Source organism: Brucella haematophila (assembly GCF_005938105.1).
GTDB classification, from domain to species: Bacteria; Pseudomonadota; Alphaproteobacteria; order Rhizobiales; family Rhizobiaceae; genus Brucella; species Brucella haematophila.
Window position 1 is genome coordinate 1 of sequence record NZ_VCPE01000039.1, and the last position, 7987, is coordinate 7987.

Sequence of the window (7987 nt, forward strand, 5' to 3'; positions counted from 1 at the left end):
CGGTTGCTTTTGACGCTCGTTCGCACGTCGACGCGGTTGCCGCAAAGCCGGAAGCCTGAAAAATTTCCCCGCCTGCGGCTCCTCGCGCGACAAATTTTTCGGCCTCGGCTTCCTCCGCTGCGCTCCGGACCAAGGGTGCAACACCGCTTACCGCCGTGCCAGTGAACGATCATCGCAACCACATAGAGGAGTGAATACCATGGCCAACGAAATCACCAATTTCATCCAGTTCGACAGCGAAGACCTCGACACTGCATCCGGCAAAGGCCGCATCTCGACCCTGACCGACGATATCGACATCGAGGTCGTGCCCTTCAACTCGGAAAACCCGGACGCTCCTACGCATCGCGTTTTCGCCAAGTCACCGCGTGGCTTTAATATCGAGGTTGGCGGCATCTGGAAAAAGGCAAAGGCCGATGGCGAAGGTTTTAAGCGCAATCTCTCGATCCGTCGCCTGAACTACAACGCCAATCTGGGCCGCTTCGGCGGACAGGACGACCCAAGCCTTCAGGCCGTTCTCGAATGGGAACCGCGCAATTGATAGCCCAACAGCGCCCGGTCAAATGCCGGGCGCAATTCACAGTAGTGCCGTAAAATCCCTTTGTTTTCTGGATTTTCACCGCTTTTGATGCTAGTGTAGACAACAACAGGAGTTTTGAAGATGAACTTTCATGCCCCCCGTCCGGATCGATCAGCAGAAGCTGTTGCCAAGCGTAAAAAGGCTACAGATCAGGCGCGCGCCGCAAATATGCGACAGGGTTATGTCCACGATCCATTGTTGGAGGCGGCAACCGAGGCCTATGTCGCTGGCGAGATCTCGCGCGACGAATACAAAGCGCGCGTTGTTCGCAAACCTCAGTAATTCCCCTTCAACATTTTGGGACATGAGACCGCCTGCCTTGGGCTGGCGGCTTTTTGTTGATCTTCGTCATGGCTGAAACGGGACCCAAAGGCTCCTATACCTATCCGAATATATCAGACGATCCCGACCGCAGGGACGTGCTGCGCAACAAACTCGGAATCCAGTCCCATAAGGAACTGCGCGTCGAAGAATATCGCGCGACAGCTTTCCGATTGGCTGAAATTACTGAAGGTGACGGACCAAAAGGCGCTTTCGACGCGCAACATCTGAAGGCCATTCATGGTCATATTTTCCAGGATATTTATGAATGGGCCGGTCATACGCGCAATGAAAGCCCCGTTGTCGACGGCCAGAGAGTGGAACCAATTGGCAATCTGTCGAAAGGCGGAACCTCGTTCCTACACGGCTCGCGTATCGAGATGGGCTTGGATGAAGCCTTTAGACCGATCCGGAATCCCGAAATTTTGCGCGGATCGTCGGTCGAACGGTTCGCCGAGATCGCCGGTAAAGTGTTGGCAGAGTTGAATTATGTGCACCCGTTTCGAGAAGGAAACGGACGGACGCAGGAGGCGCTTGATCAAGGCGTATTCTCCGCCGCTGTGATTATCAACATTCTGGCTCGCAAGCGTGATCCACAGCCCGCCGCCATTCTTTCCATCCCCGATGCGCTGCGCCTGACCCATGAGCCTGTGGCAGACTGCGCACGTTATGACAGCCTCAGGAGGGCAAGCTGATATGGAACGATCTCAAATCTTCGACATGATGAGCACGCTGAAGCTTTACGGCATGCGCAGCGCCTATGACGAGATCATGGCCTCTGGCATCAAACGCCAGCACGAACCACCGCGCATTGTCGGCGACCTGTTGCAGTCGGAGATCGCCGAGAAACAGGCGCGCTCGATTAAATACCAGATCACCGTCGCAAAGCTGCCGCTGGCCAAGGACATCGACGACTTCGACTTTACCGACACGCCGGTCAATGAAGGACTGGTGCGCCAGCTCGCGAGCGGAGCTTTCCTTGCCGAGCAGCACAATGTCGTTCTCGTTGGAGGAACTGGCACTGGAAAATCCCATTTGTCCATCGCACTTGCCCGTGCCTTGATCCGCAACGGCGCGCGCGGGCGCTTCTACAACGTCGTCGATCTCGTCAATCGTCTTGAAACGGAAGCGCGTAATGGTAAGCAGGGGCGTCTTGCCGACTTTATCTCCAGGCTCGATTTCGTCATTATGGACGAGCTTGGCTATCTTCCGTTCGCCCAAGCGGGCGGACAGTTGCTGTTCCACCTCATCAGCAGGCTCTACGAGCGAACTTCAATCATCGTCACCACAAACCTGACGTTCGGCGAATGGCCGACTGTCTTCGGCGACGCAAAAATGACCGCCGCTCTGCTCGACCGGCTTACCCATCATTGCGAGATCGTTGAAACGGGAAATGAATCGTGGCGCTTCAAAAACCGCTCTCAAAGCTAAAGCCGAAGAACGCTAGTGATCCGCGCGCGCAAACCCTGCACTAAATTGAAAGTTCCGGGCCCGCGCACGCTAAACGTTGCAACCTAAAGGAGGGGTACTTTTTGGACGCCGATAAGGGGTTCCGTTTAAACGCCGATTGACAGTCCAGCAGGTCTCTTTGCGCTGCATCGGGTCTGACGGATGAGATATTACTGTGTTCTGGTGCGAGCGGTATTGTAAACATCGCCACGCTCACGTTTTCCAACTGCCACGACCAACACCGTCACGGTGTCGTCGTTGACGGAATAAACCAGCCGATAGCCTAATTGACGTAGTTTTATCTTGTAATGGTCAGGCATACCGTGAAGTGAGGCGCTAACGACCCGCGGCGTTTCCAAACGTTCACGCAATTTTTTCTTTAATTGCTCTCGGATTGTTGAGCCAAGTTTATTCCATTCTTTAAGTGCTGAGGGCAGGAATTCAAGCTTATAAGGCATCGAAATCGACCGAAATGCCTTTTTCGTCGGCTCGTTTCCGGATTATCTCAGTCAGGCGAATATCGTCCAGCTGCTCGAGCATGGCTTCGTAGACATCTGCGGGAACCATATAAGCCATAATTCGATTGTGATTAAGAACGGCGACAGCCTCGCCCTTAGCCTCGTCCATTACCGCGGACGGACTTTTTTTGAGGTCCGAAACACTAACTGCTATATTTGCTTCCACACGTTGCATAACAAATTCCGTATCCAATTTGGTGTGATAAATAGTACCATATTAAGTATGGAAGTACAATACCGAACCCGACAATCCATGATTGCAATTCAGATTGCGCAATTCGAGCAATTGTCGGCTGTTCGCAATTGCCATGTCAACTTCGACTATTTAACAGGATCCGTGCTTTGCGGTTTGGCGTCGACCTGGCTTTGTAAGTCTGCCATTTTTTTAACCAACGAAAGCAAGTCGCGCGTCGTGCTATGCGGGAGATTTGCCACGAGTTTCGCAAGTTCCACGCGATCCTTGGCTTCTTCCTCGCTTTTCCCCCACAAATGAGGTGCTGCCTCGTAGAGCATGTCAATTGGCATCAAGCCAAGCACTTCGCAGATATGGATCATACGTGTGACATGGAGCTTTGAAAATGCGCGCTCATATCGACCGTACACTGGTGTTGAAAGCCCCATCAAGGGCGCAAAATCAGCTTGTTTCAGGCCCGCTTGTTCTCGTGCTTCGCGCAGGTATTTTGCAAGTCGCTGATCTATTTCTTCAAACGTGCTTATTCCGTTAAAACCTGAACGCCTAAAGACTGGCTTATCGATCTCAGGATCATTGGTCCTTTCCAAAGAATGCTCATTTGCGAAATCCAATGACTCACTACTCACGCTGGAACCCCTTTTACCTGCCGTGCCACAACGGCGATCATTACCATATTTTTCAGAAATAGCAGCACTTCAGAGTTCGTGTTCGCCTGTTTTCAGCGCGCGTTTATATTGAAATGAAGGAGGAGGGCGCATTCGGCGCTAGCGTTTGGGATTCCAATGCCGATTGTCGTCACATCGGTTATCTGGATTTCACCGCCACAAGGCGCCAATCATTGGCCACCCCCTCGAAGACGGCTTCGATAGCTTTGGGCTCATTCAACCAGCTTAGCGATGCAGACAATTCGCATGCAACAGTCTGCTCTTTGATTGGAATACAACGCAGGACCGACACTTTGGAAGAACGGCCGTAATCGGCGTAATTCCAGTTCGACAATCGAAATAACTCCGTCCTGGCTGTTTCGTCATCAGGCCAAATGGCATCGTAGCTTTGCTTTGCCAGACTAGCGACCTTCCGTTCGTCGGTATGAAGATCCAGATTGGTGCGCAGCGATGGAGCGATATAGATCCCAACGGCAATTCCGACCGCAATGCCGATGAGAAAACTTCGACCAAGCATGATCAGTATCCGTTATCTTTGAGATACTGATCAATTGCGTCTCGAAGTATGACGGTCATCTTGAGACCGTTGTCGTGTGCTGCTTTCTCAAGTCGACGCTTGGTTTCATAATCAAGCGAAACGTTGACGAAATGCTTGCTTTCACGCTCACGAGACTTGCGAAGCTCACGCAGTCGATTACGGGAGTCTTCCCGACGGTTCGCAGTTTCAATAGCACTTGCCCGGTGCTGTTCCGGTGTTGTCTCAAGAGGCGTATACTGCTTTTTCTGTCTTGATGTCGCTGGCGCCGATTCATTTCCAATTCTTGCAGCGTCTTCGTCGTGCGTGTGCGAAATCGGCGGGGAAGAAGCAGTGAGCTTATCCATATCTGCAGAACGTTTTCGACGTTCCGCGACAGGGAAGTCAGAAAGAGAGATTTTTCCCTTAGCCATTGATAGTCTCCCTTTGCTGCGCCATTTTAAGTTGCTCCAACTCCTCGACGAACGCATTAACCTCAGCTCTGGCCTTAAGAACCGGTTCACTCGGTTCGAGCATTTGTAGCGTGCCAAGACCGCTGCGGATTTCGCGATAGCAGTTGCGCTCGATCAACTCTGTATCGAGCAACACGGAATTATAGCCGTGTTCGCTCAGATTTTGGACGAAAGGGCGAATGATCCGGTATTCTTCCAGATGCCGATTGACGATCGTGATACGTGTTCGCAGAACTGCTTGAGGAATACTACGATCAAGAACGTCCGTTCGTGTCGCAATCGCCTCCGCGGCCTCACCAACTGCTTTAATCTCGTCTTGGGCGGGCTGAATGGGTGTGATGACGATATCTGAATGGTCGATTATCGTATCCATCACAACACTATCGACGCCCGGCGCGTCGATCAGTATGGCGTCATAGTTGCCCTCCTGTGACGCCATTAATTTCTCTATATTATTCTGACGAAGTGCGGTCGCGAGCGAGATCGATGCCGGTACGTTGTCCTTTGCTTCGCACCGCTTCCACCACTCGGCTAAGTTCTGTCGTGGATCGGCATCAATGAGCAATACCCGTCGATTTTTGAGTGCGAGTTCACCTGCAGTCAAAATGACCGCGGTCGTCTTCCCGGCTCCACCTTTGCCGCTTACCGAAGATATTCGAAGTGTCACGATGGCCCTCCTGTACCTGGATATGCTGGTTTTCTTGGTGTCGATTATTGCCTGAAGCGCCGACAATGCTGCCAACAGGGCGCGAGAATGCATGTGAAGATAAGGTAGTTTCACATGATGTGACAACTCAGTTTGTAGCATGTGACACAACATGTGTTCACATCAAATAATCACATCACTCGATAACTGGAGTTTGGGAACATGTTTCTCCCAATCGAGTGTGAACCCCGGAGCCGCGCAAAAGCCGTCCTTGCCGCCCGCTCGCAGTCCGGCAAGGGCGAAGAGCGAAGCGTCCCTTGCTGACGAGTACGAGAGGGGTACACAAAGGCGAATAAAGCGTTCTGGTGGTGAACCTTGGTGAGTGTAATTTCTTTGCAGCGCCGAGGCTGCGCCCCGGCGTAAGGTAAGCGGAGCGGGGCCAAGTTAGACGAATATTGGATGGCTCCCCTTGTAAATGGTTAGGCAGGATACGGAAAAATGTGCTACATTTTTGCTAAGCAATCGCGAAACAGGTCCGCGATTGTCGATTGCTGCGCTGAACTGGAGCTAACAACGGCTATGAATGAAGCAATTTCAGAGGACATGGGGGCTGTAAAATCTAAGCCGCAAACCATTCATAGCCGTGTTTCGGCGGACGAATATGATGCGATCGACGACGCCGCGAAGGCCGTTGACATGACGATGAGTGCATTTTTCAAGGCCGTTTTGCTGCAAGGGGCGGGGACAAAGCCGATCTTCAATGACGAAGACAGGGCGCTTTTGTCTCTCATGCTTGAGGATATGCGCATGATTGGCATCAATCTCAATCAGGTTGCTCGAGCGCTGAATAGCGGCAAATTGGTTTCAGATGGCGAAATCCGCATGGTGGTGGGTGACGTACAAAAGATGCAGGTTGCGGTTCTGAGTGAATTGAGGCGCGTCACCAAGCGGTCAGGATACAGACACCGCAGCAAGGAATAGCGACCATGGAATTCTTTCTCGGGGCCTTTGAGAGCGAATGGGAGCAGCGCCGTGCGGCGTTGCTGCATGAGCTTTCACTTGGTTCGAGTGCTGCAAGCAGCGCCGAGGAAGAAATGCGCCGGAGATTGCGTGAATTACAGATCGCAGGTGGCGCCGCTGCAGCAGGTGGTGGTTCAGTGCCTAAAATGCGCAGGCCATCCTCAAGAGCGCTGACAAGCGCAGGCAGTGCGTCAAACAAACAGGTTGCTATCGCGAGGCCGATGGAAACACGTTTGGCCGCAGTGGCAGCAGGTAGTCAACCGGCTGTAGTCAAAATGGCGTCGTATGGTGGCGGTGCGCGGTTCGGCGCGATGGTCAATTACGTATCGCGCAGCGGGGAAATTTGCGTCGAAAAGGAAAACGGTGAACGCCTTAAGGGTCGCGAGGAGCTGGCACGGTTGCGCGGTCATTGGGAGCCATTGTTTCAAAATCGGGCCGAGAGCAGGGATATTGGAACTTTCCGGGTGACGATCGAAGCTGCCGGGTTCGCAACAGAAGAAGCTTTGCACCAGCACGTGCGCGATAGTTTGACTAGCGCATTCGGTAATCGCAGCTTTGCTTATGCCGTTTCGCAACCATCACATGGCGTTTTAAAAGTTGACGGTGTGGTGGTGTTGCGCAGCATGGAAGGGGAACGGTTGACCGGCGACCCGAAGGCGGCGGACATTATTCAGAGGCGTTACAACGAAAGCGCAGCGTCCGAGCTCGGGAGGGCGCGGTTCCGTTTTACCGGGTATGGTAATGGCGTGGGATATGGCGCTGCCAAGTTGAGAAATCTGGTAGAGGATCATAAGGGCGACGTTCGTGATGATAAGGGGCGCGTTGTCTCAGATGCGCGTTCCGCCGGCGACCTGGTGCAAAAGCAGTGGCGTCGGGAGTTGCACAGCCGCAAGGGCAGGGATGTGATGCATGTCATCATGTCTGCCAAAGCTGGCACCAACGTTCAGGCTTTTGAAAGTGCTGTTCGGGATTTTCTGGCCGCGCAGTTCGAAGGGCATCGCTACATATTTGCGATGCATGATCCGTTCAGCGACCCGAAGGAGATGGGGCAGGGCGGAAAGCGACCGCATATACATGCTCATGCCATTATCGCTATGCGTTCGTATGCCGGTGATCGGGTGGAAACCTCGCCACAGGTTTTTCGTCAGTGGCGCGAACTTATGGCTGAAAAGGCGCGCGAGCACGGTATCGCTATGGAAATGACTGACAGGCGCGAGTTTGCAAGTGCTCCAGCCTACACGCGCAATCAGGTGCGGCCGGTTAGTCGCGATGGACGAACGGAACATGAGGGAACAAGTGAGGCGGCTCAGTCGCGCTATGACGCAAAGCGCTCAGGTCGGCGTAGCATGGCTCGAAGCATCCGAAGCCGTGAATATACCGTAAAGGTAACACAGGGATGGGAGAAAGTAGCAATGGCGAGCGGCGATCGTCAGATTGCGGCGTACGCCATGCAACAAAGAGATATAGTTATATCAACCAGTTCGCTTCAATCTGAAGCGAAAACTTCTAACATCCTTCATGCAGATTTCGGGTCACATTACCACGCCAATTTGGTAAGGTTGCAGAACATCATTTTGGAGGGTGATAAAGTGCGCGAAATGTCGAGAA

At 52.8% G+C, this 7987-nt stretch carries 11 protein-coding genes and 2 pseudogenes; 7 read left to right on the plus strand and 6 right to left on the minus strand.

What is annotated here, in order from left to right:
• The first annotated feature begins 199 nt into the window (after positions 1-199).
• The 5 genes and pseudogenes from FGI60_RS25815 (at position 200) to istB (ending at position 2332) form a co-directional block, all read left to right on the plus strand.
• The gene (locus FGI60_RS25815) at positions 200-541 is read left to right on the plus strand and encodes a DUF736 family protein (RefSeq protein WP_094574695.1); all 342 of its coding nucleotides are present in this window, start codon (positions 200-202) and stop codon (positions 539-541) included.
• Positions 542-661: 120 nt separating this feature from the next.
• A complete protein-coding gene (locus FGI60_RS25820; protein WP_094574693.1) occupies positions 662-862 on the plus strand; it encodes an antitoxin VbhA family protein in 201 nt (66 codons plus the stop codon).
• Between the two features lie 68 nt (positions 863-930).
• Positions 931-1434, plus strand: a pseudogene (locus tag FGI60_RS25825) (Fic/DOC family protein); the annotation flags it as partial.
• Positions 1429-1665 (plus strand): annotated as a pseudogene (locus tag FGI60_RS26605) (IS21 family transposase); the annotation flags it as partial. The pseudogenes FGI60_RS25825 and FGI60_RS26605, both read left to right, overlap by 6 nt.
• A complete protein-coding gene (istB, locus tag FGI60_RS25830; RefSeq protein WP_094509645.1) occupies positions 1598-2332 on the plus strand; it encodes an IS21-like element helper ATPase IstB in 735 nt (244 codons plus the stop codon). The pseudogene FGI60_RS26605 and the gene istB, both read left to right, overlap by 68 nt.
• Positions 2333-2520: 188 nt before the next feature.
• On the opposite strand, the gene FGI60_RS25835 is transcribed toward istB, so the two are convergent.
• The 6 genes from FGI60_RS25835 to FGI60_RS25860 form a co-directional block, all read right to left on the minus strand.
• Positions 2521-2808, minus strand: coding sequence for a type II toxin-antitoxin system RelE family toxin (locus tag FGI60_RS25835; RefSeq protein WP_162699577.1), 288 nt, complete (start codon positions 2806-2808; stop codon positions 2521-2523).
• Positions 2798-3043, minus strand: coding sequence for a type II toxin-antitoxin system Phd/YefM family antitoxin (locus FGI60_RS25840; RefSeq protein WP_094574687.1), 246 nt, complete (start codon positions 3041-3043; stop codon positions 2798-2800). The genes FGI60_RS25835 and FGI60_RS25840 overlap by 11 nt, the downstream gene beginning before the upstream one ends.
• Before the next feature lie 146 nt (positions 3044-3189).
• Entirely contained in the window at positions 3190-3687 is a 498-nt protein-coding gene (locus FGI60_RS25845) for a helix-turn-helix domain-containing protein (RefSeq protein WP_167382737.1), read from the minus strand.
• A 178-nt stretch (positions 3688-3865) separates the two neighbouring features.
• Positions 3866-4243 (minus strand): hypothetical protein, encoded by a 378-nt coding sequence (locus tag FGI60_RS25850; protein WP_094574682.1) that lies wholly within the window; start codon positions 4241-4243, stop codon positions 3866-3868.
• Between the two features lie 2 nt (positions 4244-4245).
• Positions 4246-4674, minus strand: coding sequence for a ribbon-helix-helix protein, CopG family (locus tag FGI60_RS26610; RefSeq protein WP_235818719.1), 429 nt, complete (start codon positions 4672-4674; stop codon positions 4246-4248).
• Entirely contained in the window at positions 4667-5380 is a 714-nt protein-coding gene (locus FGI60_RS25860; protein ID WP_094574847.1) for a ParA family protein, read from the minus strand. Before FGI60_RS25860 ends, FGI60_RS26610 begins: the two co-directional genes overlap by 8 nt.
• A gap of 558 nt (positions 5381-5938) precedes the next feature.
• Here FGI60_RS25860 and FGI60_RS25865 point away from each other — a divergent pair.
• Positions 5939-6340: a plasmid mobilization protein gene (locus tag FGI60_RS25865; protein ID WP_328587910.1), complete on the plus strand. Its 402-nt coding sequence runs from the start codon at positions 5939-5941 to the stop codon at positions 6338-6340.
• Positions 6341-6345: 5 nt separating this feature from the next.
• Positions 6346-7987, plus strand: a 1642-nt coding sequence (locus tag FGI60_RS25870; RefSeq protein ID WP_407921696.1) for a relaxase/mobilization nuclease domain-containing protein, incomplete at its 3' end; no start/stop codon positions are given.